Source organism: Streptomyces sp. NK08204, assembly GCF_020400585.1.
GTDB lineage: Bacteria > Actinomycetota > Actinomycetes > Streptomycetales > Streptomycetaceae > Streptomyces.
Genome location: NZ_JAINVF010000015.1, coordinates 31956 through 53121 on the forward strand (window position 1 = coordinate 31956; position 21166 = coordinate 53121).

14 protein-coding genes are annotated in these 21166 nt (G+C 71.3%); 7 read left to right on the forward strand and 7 right to left on the reverse strand.

Annotated elements, in window-relative coordinates; translation table 11 throughout:
• Positions 1 to 198 precede the first annotated feature (198 nt).
• The gene (locus tag K7G59_RS22155; RefSeq protein WP_225836854.1) at positions 199 to 774 is read left to right on the forward strand and encodes a DUF4232 domain-containing protein; all 576 of its coding nucleotides are present in this window, start codon (positions 199 to 201) and stop codon (positions 772 to 774) included.
• A gap of 119 nt (positions 775 to 893) precedes the next feature.
• On the opposite strand, the gene ppdK is transcribed toward K7G59_RS22155, so the two are convergent.
• Together ppdK and K7G59_RS22165 are read right to left on the reverse strand one after the other, a co-directional pair.
• The gene (gene ppdK, locus K7G59_RS22160) at positions 894 to 3614 is read right to left on the reverse strand and encodes a pyruvate, phosphate dikinase (RefSeq protein WP_225836856.1); all 2721 of its coding nucleotides are present in this window, start codon (positions 3612 to 3614) and stop codon (positions 894 to 896) included.
• A gap of 440 nt (positions 3615 to 4054) precedes the next feature.
• Positions 4055 to 5275, reverse strand: coding sequence for an ROK family transcriptional regulator (locus K7G59_RS22165; RefSeq protein WP_225836857.1), 1221 nt, complete (start codon positions 5273 to 5275; stop codon positions 4055 to 4057).
• A 120-nt stretch (positions 5276 to 5395) separates the two neighbouring features.
• Between K7G59_RS22165 and K7G59_RS22170 the strand changes: the two genes are divergently transcribed.
• From K7G59_RS22170 to K7G59_RS22180, 3 genes are all read left to right on the forward strand, one after another.
• Complete coding sequence (locus K7G59_RS22170; RefSeq protein WP_225837060.1) at positions 5396 to 6895, forward strand: hypothetical protein; 1500 nt, start codon at positions 5396 to 5398, stop codon at positions 6893 to 6895.
• Positions 6892 to 8829 (forward strand): glycogen debranching N-terminal domain-containing protein, encoded by a 1938-nt coding sequence (locus K7G59_RS22175; RefSeq protein ID WP_225836859.1) that lies wholly within the window; start codon positions 6892 to 6894, stop codon positions 8827 to 8829. The genes K7G59_RS22170 and K7G59_RS22175 overlap by 4 nt, the downstream gene beginning before the upstream one ends.
• A 999-nt stretch (positions 8830 to 9828) precedes the next feature.
• The gene (locus tag K7G59_RS22180; protein ID WP_308295075.1) at positions 9829 to 11409 is read left to right on the forward strand and encodes a sulfatase-like hydrolase/transferase; all 1581 of its coding nucleotides are present in this window, start codon (positions 9829 to 9831) and stop codon (positions 11407 to 11409) included.
• Between the two features lie 13 nt (positions 11410 to 11422).
• On the opposite strand, the gene dusB is transcribed toward K7G59_RS22180, so the two are convergent.
• A complete protein-coding gene (gene dusB / locus K7G59_RS22185; protein ID WP_225836862.1) occupies positions 11423 to 12565 on the reverse strand; it encodes a tRNA dihydrouridine synthase DusB in 1143 nt (380 codons plus the stop codon).
• A gap of 81 nt (positions 12566 to 12646) precedes the next feature.
• On the opposite strand from dusB, the gene K7G59_RS22190 reads away from it, so the two are divergent.
• Positions 12647 to 14098, forward strand: a complete 1452-nt coding sequence (locus K7G59_RS22190; RefSeq protein WP_225836864.1) for an MFS transporter — start codon at positions 12647 to 12649, stop codon at positions 14096 to 14098.
• A 37-nt stretch (positions 14099 to 14135) separates the two neighbouring features.
• Here the strand turns inward: K7G59_RS22190 and K7G59_RS22195 are convergent, their stop codons facing one another.
• Positions 14136 to 15005 carry a helix-turn-helix transcriptional regulator gene (locus K7G59_RS22195; protein ID WP_225836867.1) on the reverse strand — a complete coding sequence of 290 codons (870 nt, stop codon included), beginning with the start codon at positions 15003 to 15005 and terminating at the stop codon, positions 14136 to 14138.
• Positions 15006 to 15106: 101 nt separating this feature from the next.
• Here K7G59_RS22195 and K7G59_RS22200 point away from each other — a divergent pair, with 101 nt between their 5' ends.
• The gene (locus K7G59_RS22200; RefSeq protein ID WP_225836870.1) at positions 15107 to 16543 is read left to right on the forward strand and encodes an MFS transporter; all 1437 of its coding nucleotides are present in this window, start codon (positions 15107 to 15109) and stop codon (positions 16541 to 16543) included.
• 187 nt (positions 16544 to 16730) lie between these two features.
• A complete protein-coding gene (locus tag K7G59_RS22205; protein WP_225836872.1) occupies positions 16731 to 17873 on the forward strand; it encodes a hypothetical protein in 1143 nt (380 codons plus the stop codon).
• On the opposite strand, the gene K7G59_RS22210 is transcribed toward K7G59_RS22205, so the two are convergent.
• The 3 genes from K7G59_RS22210 to K7G59_RS22220 form a co-directional block, all read right to left on the reverse strand.
• Positions 17864 to 18457, reverse strand: coding sequence for a TetR/AcrR family transcriptional regulator (locus K7G59_RS22210; protein ID WP_225836874.1), 594 nt, complete (start codon positions 18455 to 18457; stop codon positions 17864 to 17866). The genes K7G59_RS22205 and K7G59_RS22210 overlap by 10 nt on opposite strands.
• 26 nt (positions 18458 to 18483) lie before the next feature.
• Positions 18484 to 19494 carry an aldo/keto reductase gene (locus tag K7G59_RS22215; protein WP_225836876.1) on the reverse strand — a complete coding sequence of 337 codons (1011 nt, stop codon included), beginning with the start codon at positions 19492 to 19494 and terminating at the stop codon, positions 18484 to 18486.
• Between the two features lie 133 nt (positions 19495 to 19627).
• Positions 19628 to 21010 (reverse strand): glycine--tRNA ligase, encoded by a 1383-nt coding sequence (locus tag K7G59_RS22220; protein ID WP_225836890.1) that lies wholly within the window; start codon positions 21008 to 21010, stop codon positions 19628 to 19630.
• Positions 21011 to 21166 lie beyond the last annotated feature (156 nt).

The window sequence follows — 21166 nt, forward strand, 5'->3', positions numbered from 1 at the left end:
CTTCCCGCCCACCTGACCGGCCTTGACCGGCTGTGGCCCGTCGGTTCGCGTGCGCCGTGGTCCACGCGCGGGCGCAGGCGACCCAGCGCAGGACATGGGCACGCGCCGTTTCCGAGGGGCGCACAACTTTTCCGCACCGGGGCGCATCCAACCAGGTGACTTCATCCACCCATTCGCCCAGATGGAGGCGGATGCGCCATGTCCCTGCACACTCGATTCCTCTCCCGGCGCGGTACAGCCGCCGCGCTGACCGCCTGTGCGGCGGCACTCGCGACAGCGGGGGTCGCCTGGAGCGCGACGACGACAGCGCCGGCCACGCCGGCCTCGAAGACCGCGTCGGCGGCGACGGTGACCCGGGCGTCGGCCAGTCCCCGCGCCTGCACCGTGCACGACCTGTACCTGTCCATGGGCCGCAAGGACGCTGCGGCGGGCTCGCTGTACTGGCCGATACGGTTCACCAACACCAGTACGACCAGCTGTGCCCTGCGCGGCTACCCGGGCGTCAGCGTGCTGGACACCGCCCACCGGCAGATCGGCCCGGCCGCCACCCGCAGCGGGCGGTCGTACGCCACGGTCACACTCACCCCCGCCCACTCGGCCTACGCGGTGGTCCGCACCACGAACGGCCCGGTCGGCGGCCCCTGTCTGCGGACCGGCACCTATCTGCGCGTCTACCCGCCGGCCTCGTACGACGCCGTGCTCGTCCCGGCTCCCTGGACGATCTGCTCGGGCCGTTTCCAGGTCGGGCCGGTCAACGTCGAAGGCGCCTTCTGAGAACAGCGCGAAAGGGCGGCACCCCCGCACAGGGTGCCGCCCTTCTTCATCTTGCGCCGGAGCCGCCGCCGATCGGTCTGAGGGTCGGGGACCGACGGCGACTCCGGGTCTTCGGGAGGTCAGCGGTGGTCGCTGCCCTCCGACTGGGTGGCCGCGCGGCCTGCCTCCAGGCGGGCGACCGGGATGCGGAACGGGGAGCAGGAGACGTAGTCCAGGCCGACCTCGTGGAAGAAGTGCACCGACTCCGGGTCGCCGCCGTGCTCGCCGCAGACGCCGAGCTTGAGGTCGGGACGGGTCTCGCGGCCCGCCTTGGCCGCCGCCTTCACCAGGGAGCCGACGCCGTCCTTGTCGATCGTCTCGAACGGGCTGACGCCGAAGATGCCCTTCTCCAGGTACGCCGTGAAGAAGCTCGCCTCCACGTCGTCGCGGGAGAAGCCCCACACCGTCTGGGTCAGGTCGTTCGTGCCGAAGGAGAAGAACTCCGCGGCCTCGGCGATCTGGCCGGCCGTGAGGGCGGCGCGCGGCAGCTCGATCATCGTGCCGATCGCCAGCTTCAGCCGCGTGCCCGTGGCCGCCTCGACCTCCGCGATGACCTGGTCGGCCTCCTCGCGGACGATCTCCAGCTCCTGGACGGTGCCGACGAGCGGGATCATGATCTCGGCGCGCGGGTCGCCCTTGGCGTTCTTGCGCTCGGCCGCGGCCTCGGCGATCGCGCGGACCTGCATGGTGAACAGACCCGGGATCACCAGACCGAGGCGGACACCGCGCAGACCCAGCATCGGGTTCTGCTCGTGCAGGCGGTGGACCGCCTGGAGCAGGCGCAGGTCGTTCTCGTGCGGCTCCTGGCGGGACTCCGCCAGCGCCACGCGGACCGACAGTTCCGTGATGTCCGGCAGGAACTCGTGCAGCGGCGGGTCGAGGAGGCGGATCGTGACCGGCAGGCCGTCCATCGCCTCGAACAGCTCGACGAAGTCCTTCTTCTGCAGCGGCAGCAGCTCCCGCAGGGCGGCCTCGCGCTCGTCCTCGGTGTCCGCGAGGATCAGCTTCTCGACCATCTCGCGGCGCTCGCCGAGGAACATGTGCTCGGTGCGGCACAGTCCGATGCCCTGGGCGCCGAACCGGCGGGCGCGCAGCGCGTCCTCGGCGTTGTCGGCGTTGGCGCGGACCCGCAGGCGGCGCTTGCGGTCGGCGAAGGCCATCATGCGGTGCACGGCCTCGACCAGCTCGTCGGCGTCGTCCGCACCCGGGTGCATGCGGCCCTCGAAGTACTCCACGACCGGGGAGGGGACGACCGGGACCTCGCCCAGGTAGACCTTGCCGGAGGAGCCGTCGATGGAGATCAGGTCGCCTTCCTCGACGACGTGACCGCCCGGCACCGTCATCCGGCGGCGCTTGGTGTCGACCTCCAGCTCCTCGGCGCCGCAGACACAGGTCTTGCCCATGCCGCGCGCGACCACGGCCGCGTGGGAGGTCTTGCCGCCGCGCGAGGTCAGGATGCCCTCGGCCGCGATCATGCCGTCGAGGTCGTCGGGGTTGGTCTCGCGGCGGACCAGGATGACCTTCTCGCCCGAGCGGGACCACTTCACGGCGGTGTACGAGTCGAAGACGGCCTTGCCGACGGCCGCGCCCGGCGAGGCGGCGATGCCACGGCCGACCTGCTCGACCTTCGCGTCCTCGTCGAAGCGCGGGAACATCAGCTGCGCGAGCTGGGCGCCGGTGACGCGCTGGAGCGCCTCGGTCTCGTCGATCAGGCCCTGGTCCACCAGCTGGGTCGCGATGCGGAAGGCCGCGCCCGCCGTGCGCTTGCCGACGCGGGTCTGCAGCATCCAGAGCTGGCCGCGCTCGATGGTGAACTCGATGTCGCAGAGATCCTTGTAGTGGTTCTCCAGGGTCTCCATGATCTGCATGAGCTGGTCGTACGACTTCTTGTCGATCGACTCCAGCTCCGCGAGCGGGACCGTGTTGCGGATACCGGCGACGACGTCCTCGCCCTGCGCGTTCTGCAGGTAGTCGCCGTAGACGCCCTGGTGGCCGGAGGCGGGGTCGCGGGTGAACGCCACGCCCGTGCCGGAGTCCGGGCCGAGGTTGCCGAAGACCATCGAGCAGACGTTGACGGCGGTGCCGAGGTCGTGCGGGATGCGCTCCTGGCGGCGGTAGAGCTTGGCGCGGTCACCGTTCCAGGAGTCGAAGACCGCCTTGATGGCGAGGTCCATCTGCTCGCGCGGGTCCTGCGGGAAGTCCCGGCCGGCCTCCGCCTTGACGATCTTCTTGAACTTGGTGACCAGCTTCTTCAGGTCGGCCGCTTCGAGGTCCGTGTCGACGGTGACCTTCTTGGCCTCCTTGGCCGCTTCGAGGGCCTCCTCGAAGAGGTCGCCGTCGACGCCGAGGACGGTCTTGCCGAACATCTGGATGAGACGGCGGTAGGAGTCCCAGGCGAACCGGTCGTCGCCGGCCTGCTTGGCCAGGCCCTGGACCGACTTGTCGGAGAGGCCGATGTTCAGGACGGTGTCCATCATGCCGGGCATGGAGAACTTGGCACCCGAACGGACCGACACGAGGAGCGGGTTGTCGGCCTGGCCGAGCTTCTTGCCCATCCGCTGCTCGAGGGAGTCGAGGTGCGCACTCACCTCGTCACGCAGTGCCACCGGCTCCTCGCCGCTCTCCAGGTAGACCTTGCAGGCCTCCGTGGTGATGGTGAAGCCGGGAGGGACCGGGAGACCCAGGTTGGTCATCTCGGCGAGGTTGGCACCCTTGCCGCCGAGGAGGTCCTTGAGGTCCTTGTTGCCCTCGGTGAAGTCGTAAACGAACTTCGCTACGTGGGGTTCTTTGTTTTCCGACACGGGTCTCGACTCCTTGAGGCCGCGGTGGCTGCCCTGACGGCGAGGAACATACCCAGATCGAAGGCACATGGGTACGTCCACTTGCGCGTCATGAGCCTGTAACCAGGGCTCTGCCAGCAGATCGAAAGTCAAAGCTTGGCAAGCAATGACGACCGGATGTATTCACTTCTTGAACGCACCCCTGGCCACAGAGGCAGTTTTTCGCTCAGATGAGCGGGGTCTAAGCACATCTGAGTTCGATCGATGAACGATCAGAGGGTGGCACCGAGTGCCACTCTTTGGAGAAGTGCAGCCGCGCCCGATTCGCTCATCTGAGCGCATCCCTTATCAAGGGTGGCGAGAATCACGCTGCCACGGGGAGTCTGATTTCACCATGCGGACGACCTTCGGGACGCCGGAACGGCCGGAGAAACGCCGACGTCACACCCCTGGCGGCAACGTCACACCCCCAGCGCCCGCAGCCGCTCCTCCACCCGCTCCGGCGCGTACAGGTGCTCCACCACCAGCGCCCCCGCCCCCAGCAGACCCGCCCGCTCACCCAGCCGCGAGGTGACGACGTCCAGGTGGGCCGTGGACCGGGGCAGCGCCCGCTGGTAGAGCAGCTCGCGCACGCCCGTCAAGAAGGGCGTTCCGGCCAGATCCCCGGCGATCATCAGCACACCGGGGTTCAGCAGGGTGACCACGGTCGCCAGGACGTCCCCGACCCGGCGCCCGGCCTCACGGGCCAGCGCGGCGGCTTCCGGGTGTCCGGCGGCCAGCAGGTCCCGTACGTCCGAGCCGGAGGCGGCCGGCACCCCGGACTCGGCCAGCCGCCTGGCCACGGCACCACCGCTGGCGACGGCGGCGAGACAGCCGTAGGACCCGCACCGGCACAGTGCGTCCGCGCCCACCCGGATGTGCCCGATGTCGCCGGCGCCGCCGTCCACGCCCCGGTAGATAGAGCCGTCGACCACGACCCCGGCGCCGATACCGGTGGACACCTTGACCAGGACGAAGGCAGCGCAGTCGGGGTGCCCGGCGCGCTGCTCGCCGTAGGCCATCAGGTTGGCGTCGTTGTCCACCAGGACCGGGACGGCCGGGGCGCCGGTGTGCTCGGTGAAGGCGCGGGAGAGGCGGCCCGTTATGTCGTAGCCGTCCCAGCCCGGCATGATCGGCGGCTGCACCACCCGGCCCGTCACGCTGTCCACCGGCCCCGGCACGGCGAGCCCGATCCCGCAGACCTCTTCACCCCGGTGCCCGGTCTTGGTCAGCAACTGCGCGAACCAGCTGCCGAGTTCGGCGAGCACGGCCTCCGGCCCGTCCTCCACCACCAGCGTGCCGGCATGCTCGGCGAGGATCTCGCCGGTCAGGGTGAGGACGGCCGCGCGGGCGTGCCGGGTGTCGAGGTCGGCCGCGAGGACCACCGCGTGGGAGTCATCGAACTCCAGGATGATGGAAGGACGTCCGCCGAGCGGCGAGGCCACCGGGCCGCCCGCGCCCTCGCGCAGCCAGCCGGCCCGGAACAGCCGGTCCAGGCGCTGGCCGACGGTGGCCCGGGACAGTCCGGTCGCCTGCTGAAGCGCCCCGCGCGTCACGGCCCGGCCGTTGCGCACCAGTTCGAGCAACTCGCCGGCGCTCGCCTGCGTCGTGCCCTTTCCTGTCCTGCCGGGCCGTCCGGTCATGCGCACCCCCTTGTGTTTCCCAAGCTTCCCTTACATATTGGGTTTTGCGTGTTAAATAGACGTAACCTCATGGACTCGACAGCCAAACCCGGTCGGCCGGACGTCTTCTGGGAGCCCCGAGTGGACCGCACCGCCCAGCTCACCGCCCGTCTCGTGGAACGCGAGAGCGCATACGGTCCACCGGCCCCGGACACACCCCTGCACGTCAGAGCGGCCCGGGTACTGAACGCCAACTGGACGGGCGCGTCCACGGTCCCCTCCCGCAGCCTGTATCCGCACCAGTGGTCCTGGGACTCGGCGTTCATCGCGATCGGGCTGCGGCACCTGTCGCCGCTTCGGGCGCAGACGGAGCTGGAGACCCTGTTCGGCGCCCAGTGGGCCGACGGGCGCGTCCCGCACATCGTCTTCAACCCCTCCGTACCGCTCGACGCGTACTTCCCCAGCCCCGACTTCTGGCGCTCCTCGACCGCCGGACGCGCCGCCGGCGCTCCGCGCACCGTACAGACCTCCGGCATCGTGCAGCCACCGGTGCACGCGCTCGCGGCCTGGCTGGTGCACCGCGCCGACCCGGGCCTGTCGCGGGCGCGCGGCTTCCTCGCCCGGATGTACCCGCGGCTGGCCGCCTGGCACCGGTATCTGCTGCACCGGCGGGACCTGGGCGGGGGCGGTCTGGTGTCCGTGGTGCACCCCTGGGAACAGGGCATGGACAACAGCCCGTGCTGGGACGCCCCGCTCGCCCGGATCACCCCGGCCCCGGCCCGCTCCTTCCGCCGTGCCGACCTGGACCACGGCGCGGCACAGGACCGCCCGACGGACCTGGACTACGGGCGGTACGTGCGGCTGGCCGCCGACTACCGGGACGCGGGGTACGCCGACGGGGCCGGCGAGTTCGCGGTGGAGGACCCGGCGTTCAACGCCCTGCTGATCGCCTCCGAGTACGCGCTGGCCCGGATCGCCGGGGAGCTGGGCGCGCCCGGCACCGCTCGTCACGCGCGGGCCGAGCGGCTGACGGCCGCCCTGGTCGAGCGGCTGTGGGACCCGGCGAGCGGAATGTTTCTGTGCCGGGACCTGCGCGGCGGCGGGCGTGGCGGGCTGATCGAGGAGCGCGGGGTCTGCGGCCTGGTCCCGCTGATACTGCCGGACCTGCCCCGCCAGACCGCGGCCGCTCTCGTCCGCACGCTGTGCGGCCCGCACTTCGGCCTCGGGGACAGCACGGAGCTGGTGCCGAGCTACGACCTGCTCGGCGAGGCCTTCGACCCGCACCGGTACTGGCGCGGCCCGGCCTGGTTCAACACGAGCTGGCTGCTGCAGCAGGGGCTGCGCACGCACGGCGAGCAGGCGCGGGCCGACGCGCTGCGCGAGGCGGTCCTGCGTACCGCCGACGCCTCCGGCTTCGCCGAGTACGTCGACCCGTACACCGGCGAGCCCTGCGGCGCCACCGGCTTCGGCTGGACCGCCGCGCTCGCGCTGGACCTGCTCCATGAGCGCCCCGGAGCCACCGTGTCCCGCACGGCCACCGGCGCGTTCGACACCAAGGACAAGGGCACGAGGGACAACGGCACGAACGGCAAGGACACGAACGACATGGGCACGAGTGACTCGGGAGGCGACCGGGCATGACGGACCGGCATCATCTGCTCGTGCACGGGGCGACGTTCGCCGCCGTGGGCGACCGGGGCGACATCAGCGGGGTGCGGGGCGGCACTTCCCCGGACGGATTCTTCGTCCGGGACGCCCGGCATCTCAGCCGCTGGCAGCTCACCGTCGACGGTGCGCTGCCCGAGGTGCTCACACCGGTCGCGGACGGGGACGCGGCACGCTGCGTGCTGGTGCCGCGCGGAGGCCGGCAGGAGCCACCCGCGCACACGCTCTTCCGCGAACAGGCCGTCGGTGACAGCTCGTTCGTGGAGTCGCTGCGGATCACCAGCAACCGCCCGGTGCCCACCACGGTACAGCTCGCCATCACCGCCGACGCCGACTTCACCGACCAGTTCGAACTCCGCTCCGACCACCGCACCTACGGCAAGCCCGGCGCCGTACGCTCCCGTCAAATCCTCGACGACGGAATCGAGTTCACGTACCAGCGGGCCGAGTGGCGATCCCGTACGAGCATCACGGCCGACCCCGCCCCGGACGCCGTCGAGGAGACCGGCACCGGCGCCCGCCGCCTGGTCTGGCAACTGGAGCTGTCCCCGCACGGCACGGCCGAGCTGGTGCTGCGCGTGATCGCCCGCCCGCACGGCGAGAAACGCGCCCTGCGCGTGCCCCGCGACCCGGCCGCCGTGCACGAGCAGCTCCTCGCGGCGGAGGGCAGGTTCGTGGAGGGCGTGGCCTTTCCGACGGGCTGGCCGGAGCTGGCGGCGGCGTGCGCCCGCGGGCTCGCGGACCTCGCCGTGCTCCAGGTCCCCGCGACCGGCCCGGAGGGCGAGGAACTGCGTGTCCCGGCGGGGGGCGCGCCCTGGTTCCTCACCCTGCTCGGCCGGGACGCCCTGCTCGCCTCCCTGTTCACGCTGCCGTACCGCCCGCAGCTGGCCGCCGCCACGCTCCCCGCGCTCGCCGCCACGCAGGCCACGGACGCCGGCTGCTCCCCGGTCGCCCAGCCCGGCAAGATCGTGCACGAGGTGCGGTACGGGGAGCTGGCACACTTCGGGCAGGTGCCGTTCGCGCGCTACTACGGCTCGGTCGACGCCACTCCGCTGTTCCTGATCCTGCTCGGCGCGTACGTCGAGCAGACCGGCGACACGGACCTGGCCCGCCGCCTGGAGCCGCACGCCCGCGCGGCGATCGGCTGGATGCTCGACCACGGTGGGCTCACCTCGCGTGGCTACCTCGTCTACCGCGCCGACGAGGGCGGTCTCGCCAACCAGAACTGGAAGGACTCCCCCGGCGCGATCTGCGGCGCCGACGGCAGCCGGCCCACCGGCGCGGTGATGGCGGCGGGCGCCCAGGGCTACGCGTACGACGCGCTGCGCCGCACGGCGTGGGTGGCGCGCTCGGTGTGGGCCGATGACACGTACGCCGCCCTGCTGGAACAGGCTGCGGCCGACCTCCGCGACCGCTTCCAGCGGGACTTCTGGATGCCCAGGCACGCCTTCCCGGCGCTCGCTCTTGACGGGGAGGGCCGACAGGTCGACGCGCTGGCGTCGGACGCCGGGCACCTGCTGTGGTCGGGGCTCCTGGACAAGGAGTACGGCGAGGTGGTGGGCCGGCGCCTGCTCGAACCCGACTTCTTCTCGGGCTGGGGCGTGCGCACGCTCGCCTCGGGCCAGCCGGCGTACCACCCGCTGTCCTACCATCGCGGCTCGGTCTGGCCGCACGACAACGCGCTGATCACGTTGGGTCTGGCCCGCTACGGCCTGCACGACGAGGCCCGTTCGGTCGCGCACGCCCTGGTCGACGCGGCACGGGCCACCGGGCACCGGCTGCCGGAGGTGCTGGCGGGCTACGGCCGCGACACCCATCCCGAGCCGGTACCCTACCCGCACGCCTGCGTCCGCGAGTCCCGCTCGGCGGCGGCCCCGCTGGCTCTGCTCACCGCGGTCGGGGGCGCCTGACGGAGCGTCGGCGGACGCCGCCGCCGACAGCCTGCCGGGAGCCCGACGGCAGGTTTGCCCGGTGTTTGCCGACGGCCGTGAACAGTGGCCGGGGACGGGCCGTACGTGATGAAGGCGGGCCAGGCGGACCGTCACGGTCACGTACGGAACGGAAGGATCCCCGGCTTGCCTCAGCACACGAGCACGCGCCAGTCACCGGGCACGGGCGAGAAGACGAGAACGAAACCCGCGGAGGCCGAGGCCAGGGCCGAGCAGTCCGGAGCCGGGGCCGGAGCCCGCACCGGAGCCGGGACCAGGACGCAGACCCGTACCGAGGCCGACGCCGGGACCGGAAGCGAGGCAGGGACCGAGGCCAAGGCCGAGGCAGCGACCGCAGCCCGCACCGGAGCTGAGACCGGGACCGAGGCCGGAACGGAAGCCAAGGCCGGGACCGGAGCCGGGACAAGGGCCGGAGCCAGGATCGACGCCGAGACCGCAACCAGCGCCGGAGCCGAGGCCGCAACCGGAGCCGGAGCCGGAGCCGGAGCCGAGGCCGGAACGGAAGCCAAGGCCGGGACCGGAGCCGGGACAAGGGCCGGAGCCAGGATCGACGCCGAGACCGCAACCGGCGCCGGAGCCGAGGCCGCAACCGGAGCCGGAGCCGAGGCCGGAGCCAGAGCCGGAGCCGGAGCCGGAGCCGAGGCTGGAGCAGTCGAACCCAGCGCGTACGAAGCCGACGCCCCTGACGCCGGGGGCACTCAAGCCGAGGTGCCGGAAGCCCCACTACCGGAAACCGAGGTGCCGGAAGCCGAACTACCGGAATCCCAGGTGCCAAAGGTCGAGGTGCCGGACGTCGAGGCCCGTGACGGTGGGGCCCCGCGGTGGCCTCGGAGCGGACGGGCGGCCCTGTTCGCCCTGGGTGCCCCGTTCCCCGCGGTCCGGCGCCGGCAGAAGGGGCACCCGGTGGTCGCACGGGTGCTGTCCCGTGCGGTGACCGTCCTCGCCGCCGCCCTGGTCATCATGGCGATGGTGATGCCGAACACGGTCGTCGACCTCGGCCCGGCGCGGTTCGCAAGGATACCGGCGGAGGCGGTCGTCGGGGCCGCGGTGATGCTCGCACTGCCGCGCCGGCCGCGGACGGTGCTGGCTGCCGTGGCCGGGGCCGTACTCGCCGCGACGACCGTGCTGAACCTGCTCGACATGGGCTTCCGGCAGTACCTCGGCCGGGACTTCAACCCCGTGCTCGACTGGAGCCTGCTCGGCGACGCGCAGTCGTACCTGGAGGATTCGCTGGGCCGTACGGCCACCCTCGCCGCCACGGCCGGGGTGATCGTCGTCGTCCTGCTGCTGTTCGTGCTGCTGGCCCTGTCCACGGTCCGGCTGAGCAACCTGCTCGCCCGGCACACCGGCCCGGCGTCCCGGGGCACACTGATCGCCGGGGTCGTCTGGATCACCTGCTCCTCCCTCGGCCTCGAGATCTCCGGCGTGCCGATCGCCTCCCACCGCACCACCACCGCACTGCAGGACCAGGTACAGCGGGTGACGGACACGCTCAGGGACGAGGCGGAGTTCCGGAAGGTGGCCAGGGTCGACGCCTTCGGGAACACCCCGGGCAGCCAGCTGGTCCCCGACCTGCGCGGCAAGGACGTGATCTTCACGTTCGTCGAGAGCTACGGCCGCAGCGCGATCGAGGACCCGATCGAGGCGCCCGGCGTGGACCGGCTGCTGGACGAGCGCACCAAGGCCCTCGCGCAGGCGGGCTACCACGCCAAGAGCGGCTGGCTGACGTCGGCGACCTACGGCGGCGGCAGCTGGCTCGGCCACTCCACCACCATGTCGGGCCTGTGGGTCAGCAACCAGCAGCGCTACCGCACCGTCATGGCCAGCGACCACCTGAGCCTGACCGAGGCGTTCAAGAAGACCGGTGCGTGGGACACCGTCGGTGTGATGCCGGGCGTGCAGAAGGCCTGGCCGGAGCAGAAGTACTACGGCCTGGACAAGGTCTACAACGCCTTCCAGCTCGGCTACCGCGGCCCGAAGTTCAGCTGGTCCACGATGCCCGACCAGTACGCCCTCGAACAGTTCCAGCGGCGGGTGCACGGCAGGAAGCGCGCCGACGGCAAGGACCTGATGTCGTTCGTCATCCTGACCTCCAGCCACCAGCCCTGGGCGCCCGTTCCGAAGATGATCCGCTGGGACCGGCTGGGCGACGGGTCGGCGTTCAAGAGCATCGAGGCGGCGGGCGACAGGCCGGCCGACGTCATCGCCGACACCTCCAGGTCCCGCCAGGAGTACGGCAGGTCGGTCGAGTACTCGGTGACCGCCCTGACCGAGTGGCTGACCCGCTACGGCACCGACGACACCGTCCTGGTGTTCCTCGGCGACCACCAGCCCATCGCCCGCGTCAGCGGCAACCACGCCAGCCGTGACGTGCCGATCTCGATCGTCGCCAGGGACCCGAAGGTGCTGGACCGGATCGCGGGTTGGGGCTGGACCGACGGTCTGCGCCCCGCGCACGACGCCCCGGTGTGGAGGATGAGCGCCTTCCGCGACCGCTTCCTGACGGCCTACGGCTCGACGCCGCACCCGAAGAAGCGCTGACCTGCCTGCGGGGTCAGCCCCCGGACGTGTCCAGCTCCGCGTCCTCGCTGACCCCGGCGCAGTCGTACGGGTCCTTCAGCCAGCCGTCCGGCAGCACCACGCGGTTGTTGCCGGACGTACGGCCGCGGGGGCCGTCGGCGCCGGCCGGCCAGGGCTGGTCGAGGTCCAGCTCGTCGAGCCCGGCCCGCAGTTCCTCCAGCGAGGAGGTGATCGCGAGCCGCTTGCGCATCTCGGAGCCGACGGAGAAGCCCTTCAGGTACCAGGCGACGTGCTTGCGGAAGTCGACCACGCCCTTGGACTCGTCGCCGATCCACTCGCCGAGAAGGCCGGCATGGCGGACCATGACGTCGGCCACCTCCCGGAGGGTGGGCCGCGCGATGTCGTCCGTACGCCCCTCGAACGCCGCCACGAGATCCGCGAACAGCCACGGCCGCCCCAGGCACCCGCGGCCCACGACCACCCCGTCGCAGCCGGTCTCGCGCACCATCCGCAGCGCGTCCCCGGCCGACCAGATGTCGCCGTTGCCGAGCACCGGGATCTCCGGCACATGCTCCTTCAGCCGGGCGATGGCGTCCCAGTCCGCGGTGCCGCCGTAGTGCTGGGCGGTCGTGCGGCCGTGCAGGGCGATGGCCGTCACGCCTTCCTCGACGGCGATGCGGCCGGCGTCGAGGTAGGTGATGTGGTCGTCGTCGATGCCCTTGCGCATCTTCATGGTGACCGGGAGGTCACCCGCCCCGCTCACGGCCTCCCGGAGGATCGCCCGCAGCAGGTTCCGCTTGTACGGCAGGGCCGAGCCGCCGCCCTTCCTTGTCACCTTCGGGACCGGGCAGCCGAAGTTCAGGTCGATGTGGTCGGCCAGGTCCTCCTCCGCGATCATGCGGACGGCCTTGCCGACGGTGGCCGGGTCGACGCCGTACAGCTGGATCGAGCGCGGCTGCTCGCTCGCGTCGAACCTGATCAGCTGCATGGTCTTCTCGTTGCGCTCGACCAGCGCCCGGGTCGTGATCATCTCGCTGACGAACAGCCCCTTACCGCCGCTGAACTCCCTGCACAGGGTGCGGAAGGGCGCGTTGGTGATCCCGGCCATGGGGGCCAGGACGACCGGCGGCCGGACGGTGTGCGGGCCGATCTGGAGAGGGTGCTCGGGCGTGGGCATTGCCCCATTGTCGCGCATGGACAATGATCATGTATCACTCATTAGTTAGGCGCACTATCGAAACAGGCGTACGATGGAGGCATGCCGGAGCCGAGTCACCGCCGACGCCTGCTCATCCTCGCGATCTGCTGCATGAGCCTGCTGATCGTGAGCCTGGACATCACGATCCTCAATGTCGCCCTGCCCTCGATCAGGCGGGAGTTCCACGCGGACACCTCCGGCATGCAGTGGACGATCGACGCCTACACCGTGGTCCTCGCCTCGCTGCTGATGCTCTCGGGCTCGACCGCCGACCGGATCGGCCGCAAGAAGGTCTTCGTGGCGGGCCTGACCGTCTTCGCACTCGGCTCGCTGCTGTGCTCCCTCGCGCCGAGCCTGGAACTGCTCGTCGTGTTCCGCATGGTGCAGGCGGTCGGCGGCTCCATGCTCAACCCGGTCGCCATGTCGATCATCACCAACACCTTCACCGACCCCCGCCAGCGGGCCCGCGCGATCGGTGCCTGGGGCGCGGTCGTCGGCATATCCATGGCCGGCGGCCCGGTGGTCGGCGGGCTGCTGGTGGAGTCGGTCGGCTGGCGCTCGATCTTCTGGATCAACCTCCCCGTCGGCCTCGCGGCCCTGCTCCTCACCCTGCGTTTCGTCCCCGAGTCCCGCGCGCCCAGGGCCCGCCGCTTCGACCCGGTCGGCCAGTTGCTGGTGACCACCCTGTTCGGCTCGCTGACGTACGCGATCATCGAGGCGCCGGACACCGGTCCCGGCACGGTCGCACCCTTCGCCGGGCTCGCGCTCGCGGCCCTGCTCGCCCTGCTGCGCTACGAACCCCGGCGCACCGAACCCCTGATCGACCTGCGGTTCTTCCGCTCGGCGCCGTTCAGCGGGGCGACCGTGATCGCGGTCGGCGCGTTCGCCGCACTGGGCGGTTTCCTGTTCCTGTCGACGCTGTACCTGCAGAACGTACGAGGCCTGGACGCACTGCACGCCGGCCTGTGGATGCTGCCGATGGCCGGGGCGATGTTCGTGTGTGCACCGCTGTCCGGCCGGCTGGTCGGCAACCGGGGCACGCGGCTGCCGCTGCTGGTGGCCGGAGCCGGGATGGCCGCGAGCGGGCTGCTGTTCGCGGCCTTCCGGGCGGAGACGTCGAACGTCACGCTGCTCATCGGCTACCTCTTGTTCGGCATCGGCTTCGGCTTCGTCAACACGCCGATCACGAACACGGCGGTGTCGGGCATGCCGAGGACCCAGGCCGGGGTCGCTGCGGCCGTCGCCTCCACGAGCAGGCAGGTGGGGCAGACGCTCGGCGTCGCGGTGATCGGCGCGGTGCTGTCGTCCGGGATCGGCTCGTCGCCGTACCGGCAGGCGTTCGTGGCGGCGGCCCGGCCCGCCTGGTGGATCATCACCGGGTGCGGGCTGGCCGTCCTGTTCCTCGGACTGCTCACCAGCGGCCGGTGGGCCCGGGGAACTGCCGAACGTACGGCGCAGAGACTGGAGTCCCCCGAGGTACGGCAGGCCATCGGGGCTTCCAGGCGCGGCTAGCCGCCGCACGGCGGGCCGGGTCAGGCGCCCCCTGCCATCACCGTGCCATCTCGTACAGCCTCTCCAGCCGCTCCCGTGTCTCCTCGTTCTTCGGTGTGTACGTGACCATCCGCGCACCCGGCTGCGGGCCCAGCCACAGGTCCGTGTGCTCCAGGGTCAGATGGCCCACGTACGGGTTGATGAACTCCTTGGTCTTGGAGCGATTGCCGACCACCTCGTAGCGGTCCCAGTTCTCGCGGAACTCGGGGGACTCGGACTTCAGGCGCCCCAGCAGCATCTTCCAGGCCGGCTCACCGAGGTGTCCGGCGTGGGAGGCACGCAGGCGGGCGGCCATCAGGCGCTGGCTCTCCTCCAGGTGCACGACCGCCGCCTGCCAGTCCTTGTTCGTGTACACGAGGAGCAGGCAGTTGCGGTCCTCGGGCGGGACGGCGTCCAGGTCGCCCAGGAGGCGGGCGTAGGTGCGGTTGTAGGCGAGGATGTCGTACCGGCTGTTCTGGATGCAGGCCGGGACCGGCTCCAGCCGGCGCAGCATCTCGCGCAGCCCCGGGGTCACGCTGGGGCAGGTCGCGGCGGGGGTCGGGTCGGTGGCGCCGGCCAGCTGGAAGAGGTGGGCGCGCTCGCTGGCGTCCAGCATCAGGGTGCGGGCGAGGGCGTCCAGGACCTGGACGGAGACCTGGATGTCGCGGGCCTGCTCGAGCCAGGTGTACCAGGTGACGCCGACCGCGGCCAGCTGCGCGACCTCCTCCCGGCGCAGGCCGGGGGTGCGGCGGCGGGTGCCGCGGGGCAGGCCCACCTGCTCGGGGGCGATGCGTTCGCGCCGGCTGCGCAGGAACGTGGCCAGTTCGTGCCGCCGGATCTCCGAACCGCGGGTCTGCCGGGGCGCGGTCTGCTCGGCCATGGTCGTCATGGTTCCAGGGTGCCCTCGCGCGGAGCCTGTTTCCAGGTACTTCTGCTACCAGGATGAGGACACTCTGGTACCCGTCTGCGAAAGGCCGCAGGCTCGATGGCATGACCGAAACCGTCACCAGGAGTCCACGTCCGGTTGCTCGTTCGGCGGGGCCGCCGAACGAGCTGGGCGGGCTGGGGTTGTTCACCGTTCTGCTGGCCGCGGCCCTGCCGCTGGTCGACTTCTTCATCGTCAACGTGGCCCTGCCCCGCATCGGCGCCGATCTCGCCGCGGGCGAGGCCGTGCTGGAGCTGGTCGTCGCGGGGTACGGCGTCGCGTACGCCGTGCTGCTCGTGCTGGGCGGGCGGCTCGGGGATCTGTTCGGACGGCGCAGGCTGTTCCTCGGGGGGATGGCGGCGTTCGGGCTGACCTCGCTGGCCTGCGGGCTCGCGCCGGGCGCCTGGAGCCTCGTCGCGGCCCGGGTCGCGCAGGGCGCGTCGGCCGCCGCGATGCTGCCGCAGGTGCTCGCGACCATCCAGTCCGCCACCAGCGGCGCGCGCCGCGCGAAGGCCATGAGCCTGTACGGCGCCACGGCCGGGCTGGCCATGGTCGCGGGGCAGATCCTGGGCGGGGTGCTGGTCGCCGCGGACATCGCCGGGAGCGGCTGGCGGGCCATCTTCCTGGTCAATGTGCCGGTCGTCGTGCTCGGCCTGGTGCTGGCCGTCCGGTACGTGCCGGAGACCCGGTCGCAGCGTCCCGAACCCGTCGACGGGCCCGGCACGGCCCTGCTCGCGCTGTCGCTGCTGACGCTGCTCGCTCCGCTGACCGAGGGCCGGGCGGCGGGCTGGCCGCTGTGGACGTGGCTGTCGCTGGCCGCGTTCCCGTTCGTCACGGGCGCGTTCTACGCCGTGGAGCGGCGGGCCGACCGGGCGGGCCGGACCCCCCTGGTGCCGCCGAGCCTGTTGGAGCTGGCGTCGCTGCGGCGGGGGCTGGCGCTGATCATGCCCTTCGGTATCGGCTTCAGCGGGTTCATGTTCGTGATCGCCCTGGCCTTGCAGCAGGGGGCTGGGCTCGGCCCGGTCCGGGCGGGTCTCGCGCTGGTGCCGATGGCCCTGACGTTTCTGTTCGGCTCCCTGGCCGGGCCGCGTCTGATCGGCCGCTACGGCACCCGTGTGGTGACCGTCGGAGCGGTCCTGCAAGGCGTGGGGGTGGCCCTGATCGCCCTGACCGCCTGGCGTGACTGGCCGCACCTGGGCTTCGGTTCGTTGCTGCCGGGCGCCGCCGTCGCCGGTGTGGGGCAGGCCCTGCAACTGCCCAATGTGATGCGGCTCGTGCTCTCCGAGGTGCCGCCCGCCCGCGCCGGTGTCGGCAGCGGCGTGATGGTCACCACCCAGCAGTCCTCGCTCGCCCTGGGCGTGGCCACCCTCGGCAGCCTCTTCCTCACCCTGATCCCGCACCTGGGCATGCGGGACGCGCTGGTCACCACGCTGCTGGTGCAGTTGGCCGGGATCACCGTGACCGGCCTGCTGAGCCTGCGTCTGCCCCGCACGGTGCGGTGAACCGGAGCGACGCCCGGGCGACCTCCCCGTCCTCACGTCCTGTCGGTGCCGGTCCTGCCGCACGCTCCGTGCGGTCGGTGCCGCCGGACGCGGGGAGGAACCATGGCCGGTGCCGCTCGTTAGGCAGTCGGCGACGGTGGCACCGCGGGCCGTCCTGGGCCGCGAAGTGGGTCGAAAGCAGGTACGCATGGGGGAACGGCTACGACTGAGCGACGTCGAACACCTTCCGACGGACGAACTCGAAGCACTCATCGGCGAAAGCTTCGACAACCTCGTCACGGTGGCCATCGCCGAAGCCACCAACGGCTACGTCCCGCAGCGCACCCGCCGCCTGCTGCGGAAGGCAGAATGGCGGCTGGACTGGCAGGACGCGCTGCTCTGCGCCGGCGGAGAACTCCAGGTCGCCGCTGAACGGATGCGCTACTTCGGAGACCCGCGTCTGGAGGTCACCGAACACCGCCTGCGTCGCGTCCGGGTCCGCATCAACGAGGCCGGTGTCCTCGTCAAGCAGCTGCGCCGCAACGACCTCCACCACAGCACGGAACGCAAGAAGGGCACGAACTCCCACCTGACGGCCCGGAACTGGCTGCGCAACGCCTTTCCGGACGAATACGCGGAGCTCGTGGCCCAAGAGCGTGCCCGACGGAACGTGGGGGAGGCACCGCAGGATCCCTCGTTCCGTGATGTGCACGACCAGATCGCGTACGCCTGTGAGCACGGCTGGATCAGCGCGCCGCGCACCCCGGAGGTCGACGCCCTGCTCGCCGCCACCGGCACGCGGGTACGGATCGCCGCGGCCGACGACGCCAAGGACCAGGAAGCACGCACCCCCGCGTTGCGGCATCCGCTGCTGCTGGGACGCTGGGAGGCCGCTCTGACAGAGCTGGGCGAGATGACGGTGAAAGCGGCTCGCGCCCAGACCCCGCACGCACTCGGAGCCCTCCCGGACGACTTCGCGTCACTTCCCGGGACGGAGGCGATCGGGGTGCTCAACGCCCGGCGGTTTCTCGCCGCGATCCAGCAGCGGCGGCTGGAGCGCAAGCGGTACGTCCGCCAGATCACTCACGTGCTGCGCGAGCGGGCACACGAACGGCCGCGGGTCGTCTCCCTGACCGAAGCCAAGGCGGAGGCCGGCCGGCTCCTGGCCGAACAGCACCCGTCGGAGTACGCGTATGTCCGTGCCGTGCTGCGCTCCCACGAAGAGCGGGACGGTTTTCTGCCCCTGTCGCTGGTGTCCGGTACTCGACGCGCTGCCGTCAAGCGAGGCGTCCTGGCGGCCCTGGCAGACGGCACCTGGACCGAGGCGGTGCCCGCCCCGGCTCACCCGTGACTGCTCAGGCCCCGCACGATCAGATCGACCACCGCGGTGAACTCCTCCTCCACACCGGGCCGTTGCCACTCGCGGGCGTAGCAGGGGTCGTGGAAGCGGCCGGTGGCCTGGAAGACGGCGCGGGCGGCGGCGGCCGGGTCGGACACGTGAAAGGCACCCGACCCGACGCCGGCCTCGATGATGTCGGTGAGCTGTGCGGTGAGGTCGGTTATGTGCTCGAAGACCACGCCGCCGAGTTCATCGGTGAGCACCGTGTAGGTGGCGAACAGCTCGGGGTCGTCGCCCGCCTTGTGCCGCTTGGCCTCGAACAGGGCTGCCAGCCATGCCCGCAGCCGGTCCTGCGGGGCGCTCTCCTCGGCGACGATGACGGCGAGCCGGTCCGATGTCCGGTCCAGCCACCGCTTGGTGACCGCCGCCCGCAGGTCCGCCTTGGTGCGGAAGTGCCGGTAGACGCTGCCGTGGCTGACGCCGAGCGCGCGGGCGACGTCGACCACGGTGGCCTTGGCCGGGCCGTGGCGGCGCAGCACCTCCTCGGTCGCTTCGAGGATGCGCTCGGCGGTCAGGGTCTCGGTGGGTGGTGCCATGTCCTAGACCGTACCCGGCGGCGCGGTCAGCGTTCGCTGTCGAGGCTGGCCATCTGCTGGCTCGGGTAGCGCTCCCCGGCCGCGGCGTCCGCCGGGACCGCCTCCTCGATGGCGGCCAGGTCGGCCTCGTCGAGGGTGACGTCCAGCGCGCCGAGCGACTCGGCCAGCCGCTCGCGGGTGCGGGCGCCGACGAGCGGGACGATGTCCTCGCCGCGGGAGAGCACCCAGGCGATGGCGGTCTGCGCGACCGTCACGCCCTTCTGCCCGGCGATCTTGCGCAGGGCCTCGACGAGGTCCAGGTTGTGCTGGAGGTTCTCGCCCTGGAAGCGCGGCGAGTGGGCCCGGAAGTCCCCCGCGCCGAGCTGCCGGTCCCGGCTGAAGTGGCCGGAGATCAGCCCGCGGGACAGCACGCCGTACGCGGTGATGCCGATGCCCAGCTCACGGGTGACCGGCAGGATCTCCTCCTCGATGCCACGGGAGATCAGCGAGTACTCGATCTGGAGGTCCGCGACGGGTGCCGTGGCGGCGGCCCGGCGGATGGTGTCGGCGCCGACCTCGCTGAGGCCGACGTGGCGGACGTACCCCTTCTCGATCAGTTCCGCGATCGCGCCGACGGTCTCCTCGATCGGCACGTCCGGGTCGAGGCGGGCGATCCGGTAGACGTCGATGTGGTCCACGCCCAGGCGCTGGAGGGAGTAGGCGGCGAAGTTCTTCACGGCGGCGGGACGGCCGTCGTGGCCGACCCAGTTGCCCTCCGGGTCGCGCAGGGCGCCGAACTTGACGCTGACCAGCGCCTTCTCCCGGTGCGCGGCGGGCGCGGTGCGCAGGGCCTCGCCGATCAGCAGCTCGTTGTGGCCCATGCCGTAGAAGTCGCCGGTGTCCAGCAGGGTCACGCCCGCGTCCAGCGCCGCGTGAACGGTGGCGATGGACTCCGCGCGGTCGGCGTCGCCGTACAGGGCGGACATGCCCATGCAGCCGAGACCGAGGGCGGAGACCTGGGGGCCGGTGGTTCCAAGGGTTCGGGTTCGCATCGTCATGGCTCCACCCTGTCATGACAGCTGACAGATTTCAATATCTGTCATTCCATACTTGTCGCAAGCCGGAAAAAGCCCGCCCCCCATCCGATCGGGTCGGACGGGGGGCGGGCGGAAAAGCCGGGTGCGGCGAACCTCAGCAGCCGAGCAGACGCCCGGCGAGGTAGCCCTCGATCTGGTCGAGGGACACCCGCTCCTGCTTCATCGAGTCCCGCTCACGCACGGTGACCGCGTTGTCCTCGAGCGTGTCGAAGTCGACGGTCACGCAGTACGGCGTACCGATCTCGTCCTGGCGCCGGTAACGGCGGCCGATGGCACCGGCGTCGTCGAACTCGATGTTCCAGTTCTGCCGCAGCGCCTGCGCGAGGCCCTTGGCCTTCGGGGACAGCTCGGGGTTGCGCGACAGCGGCAGAACCGCGACCTTCACCGGGGCCAGACGGTGGTCGAGGCGCAGGACCGTGCGCTTCTCCATCTTGCCCTTGGCGTTCGGCGCCTCGTCCTCGACGTACGCGTCGAGCAGGAAGGCGAGCATCGTACGGCCGACACCGGCCGCCGGCTCGATGACGTACGGCGTCCAGCGCTCACCGGCCTCCTGGTCGAAGTACGACAGGTCCTGGCCGGAAGCCTTGGCATGGGCGCCGAGGTCGTAGTCGGTCCGGTTGGCGACGCCCTCCAGCTCGCCCCACTCGCTGCCGCCGAACTGGAAGCGGTACTCGATGTCGGCGGTGCGCTTGGAGTAGTGGGAGAGCTTCTCCTTCGGGTGCTCGTACCAGCGCATGTTCTCCTCACGGAGACCCAGGCCGCGGTACCAGTTCCAGCGCTGCTCCATCCAGTACTCGTGCCACTGCTCGTCCTCGCCCGGCTTGACGAAGAACTCCATCTCCATCTGCTCGAACTCACGGGTACGGAAGATGAAGTTGCCCGGCGTGATCTCGTTGCGGAACGACTTGCCCATCTGGGCGATGCCGAACGGCGGCTTGCGGCGCGAGGTGGTCTGCACCTGGGCGAAGTTGGTGAAGATGCCCTGGGCGGTCTCGGGGCGCAGGTAGGCGACCGAGCCGGTGTCCTGGGTGGGGCCGAGGTGGGTGGAGAGGAGACCGGAGAACTGCTTGGGCTCGGTGAACTGGCCCTTGTTGCCGCAGTTCGGGCAGTTGATGTCGGCCAGGCCGTTCGCCGGGGCGTGGCCCTTCTTCTCCTCGTAGGCCTCTTCGAGGTGGTCGGCGCGGAACCGCTTGTGACACGAGGTGCACTCGGTCAGCGGGTCGGTGAAGGTGGCGACGTGGCCGGATGCGACCCAGACCTCGGAGGCCAGGATGACGGACGAGTCGATACCGACCACGTCCTCGCGCGACGTCACCATGTAGCGCCACCACTGGCGCTTGATGTTCTCCTTGAGCTCGACACCCAGCGGTCCGTAGTCCCAGGCGGCACGCTGTCCGCCGTAGATCTCACTGCACGGGAAAACGAAGCCACGGCGCTTGCTCAGGCTGACGATGGTGTCGATCTTGTCGGCGGCCACGGTGCTCTCTTCATTACGACGACGGGCGTTGAAGCGAGATGCTTCCAGCGAATGATTCAGGTTACCGGCGCAGGCTCCCCCTCGGCCAAATCGGCCCCCTGACAGTGGCCCTGTCGCAGGCGGCCGGGGCTCCGCCGCGAGGCAGCTTGTTGACAA